The sequence below is a fragment of the Proteus cibi genome (assembly GCF_003144405.1).
Classification (GTDB): domain Bacteria; phylum Pseudomonadota; class Gammaproteobacteria; order Enterobacterales; family Enterobacteriaceae; genus Proteus; species Proteus cibi.
In genome coordinates this window covers 1-3,017 of sequence record NZ_PENW01000004.1, presented here as the reverse complement: position 1 = coordinate 3,017, position 3,017 = coordinate 1, and the positions used below count along the sequence as shown (strand labels likewise).

The following is a 3,017-nucleotide window of genomic DNA, read 5'->3' as shown; positions in this document are numbered from 1 at the left end:
GCGCAATGGGGCATGGATAACAGAGAAAAACGTCACGATTAATGGCAAACGCTCTAACTCACCTTACTTAATGGCCGTTGTGTTGGATAATTTACCCCCCGTGCCATTCAGTGTGCGCATGATCCGTATCACTCAAGACAGCACGTCTGACAAAATTCAAAATAATACCGTTTGGTCGAGTTATTCTGAATTAGTCGATATTTCACAAACCTATCCGGGCTCTGCGGTTGCAGGATTAATGTTTGATAGTGAACAGTTTGGCAATAAATTTCCGCGCCGTAATTATTTAATTAAAGGTCGTATTATTCAGGTGCCGAGTAATTATGATCCGGATAAACGGATTTATTCGGGGATTTGGGACGGTACCTTTAAGCCCGCATTTACTAACAACCCCGCATGGATATTATGGGATTTATTAACCCATCCGCGTTATGGCATGGGAAAACGTCTTAATATTAGTGAAGTCGATAAATTCGCCCTGTATGCAATCGGTCGTTATTGTGATGAACAGGTTGATGATGGGTTCGGTGGAAAAGAACCCCGTATGACGTGTAATGCTTACATTACGGATATGCGCAAAGCCTATGATGTCATGGGTGATATGTGTGCCATGATGCGCATTATGCCTGTCTGGAATGGGCGAACATTAACCTTTATTCAAGATAGATCGTCTGATGTGGTGTGGCCATATACCAACGCCAATGTGATTGAGGGTAACTTTCAATATAGTTTTAGTGCATTAAAATCGCGTCATACTGCTGTCGAAGTTCGTTTTATTGATCCTGATAATGGCTGGAAAACCAGTGTTGAGCTGGTTGAAGATGATGCCAGTATTGCCCGCTTTGGGCGTAATGTGATGCGCGTCGATGCCTTTGGTTGCACTAGCAGAGGGCAAGCTCATCGGCATGGTCTTTGGTTATTAACCACGGAAAAATTAGAGACACAGACGGTTGAGTTTACTGTCGGCAGTGAAGGCTTACGCCATATGCCGGGTGATATTATCGAAATTGCTGATAATTATTATGCCGATAATCAAATCGGTGGACGCATAACACACATTGATTATACCTCTCAAACATTAACCTTAGATCGTAATATAGACACACCCAAAAGCGGTAAATCAAGCGTCACACTTATTAATGCTCAAGGTGAACCGCAATCGTATGAAGTGCTGAGTTACCCCGCATCTAACCAAATAAAGTTAGACAACTTACCGTTAGGGTTGCGGGAGGGCGGAGTTTGGACGTTAACGCTCCCGTCTTTACGTCGTCGATTATTTCGTGCCATTAGTTTGGCAGATAATGGTGATGGTAGTTTTACGGTTATCGCAGTGCAACACACACCCGAAAAAGAGGCGATTGTTGATAAGGGTGCTAAGTTTGAACCAAAGCCCGATACGCCATTAGGTGGATTTATTCCACCGGTTGAAAACCTTTCTGTGGATATCGAATCGGATGCGAGTGCGTGGCAAGTGGAGGCGAGTTGGAACACGCCTTATTCCAGTCGAGGAGTCGATTTTTTATTAAAACTCACTACGGGTGATCGTATTGTCGGCACCGCCTCAACCTCGGATATGATGTATCGTTTTGGTGGTTTGCCTCAAGGGAATTATGTTTTATCCGTCGTACCTCAAAATGATCGGAAACAAAAAGGCGAGGTGACCACAACTTCATTCGCGATTAATCCACCCTTACCACCGAGTTATATTGAAGTGGAATCCGGTTATTTTAGCTTAGGTATTATTCCGCGTTCTGGTGGTCAAAATAGCTTACGAGCACAGTATGAGTTTTGGTTTTCAGAAAAACAGATCACCGATATTCGCGAAGTGGAAAGTCGTGCTGAATATTTAGGTATCAGTACGATGTGGGTTATTCAAGGGCGCAACCTGAAGGCAGGGCATATCTATTATATTTATGTTCGCAGTATAAACGCTGTTGGAAAATCAGTGTTTGTTGAAGCCAAAGGGGAGCCTAATAGTAATACCAAAGAAATACTCGATGAGCTAGACGGCCAGTTTATGACAACAGATGCCGGCAAACAACTCAGTGATAAATTAGATTGGAATGCTGAGACAGCGCTCATTCTTAGTAACGCTGACTCTCAACTATCGCGCAATTTGTTAGTGAAACACGGTCAATCTCAGGCTGGAATTAAAGAGCTATGGCAAGTCCGTGCAACGGATAATGAAGCATGGGCACAGGAAGTTAAAGAAATTTACTCCGCTGTTGGTGATAATACGTCTGCAATTAAAGAGACTCAAACGTCAATTACTGAGCTAAATAAAGCTTTCGGTCAAACAACGACGGAGATCCGCACAGAGTTAAAAACAACTAACCAAAATTTAGCCGACACCAACCAGAAGTTAGGCAATACAGATAAAGAAGTCGGTCGCATTCGTGCTGATGTTGCGACGAACAAAGAGGCGATATCTGAAACGAATAAAGCCATGGCTAAATCCGAAGAACAGGTACAAGCGCAATTCGGTAAACAGCAGGGCATGATTAACCAAAAAATGCAGGCCGAGTTTAGTCAAACGGGCGACGGTGTTGTCACGCACTCAATCAATATCACGATTGTTCATAACAACGCGAAATATAACGCAGCAGGACAAGTTATTAGTGCTCAAGTTAAGAATGGCAATCTTGAATCATTCTTTGGCTATAACGCTAATAATTTCGCATGGTACAACCCAGTAAACGGCAAGATGGAATTATTCATGTACGCCAAAAATGGGCAATTGTTTATTCGAGATTTATTTATCGAAGATGGCTCTATTACAAATGCAAAAATAGGGAATGTTATTCAATCAAATAATTATGTGGCTGGAAAATCAGGCTGGATAATTAATAAAAATGGGTTTGCTGAGTTTCAGAACATAAAAGCAAGAGGAGAAATAGAGGCAACTTCTGGACGTTTAAAAAATGTTGTTATTGAGAAGAGTTGTGAAATTCTCGGAACATTAAATGTTGAAAACTTAGAGGGAAATATAATCTCTGTTACTAAAGATGTTTATATAA

At 41.9% G+C, this 3,017-nt stretch carries 1 protein-coding gene; it reads left to right on the top strand.

The features are described 5' to 3' along the window. Window positions 1–3,017, top strand: a 3,017-nt coding sequence (locus DK865_RS00825) for a host specificity protein J (RefSeq protein ID WP_109390929.1), incomplete at both ends; no start/stop codon positions are given.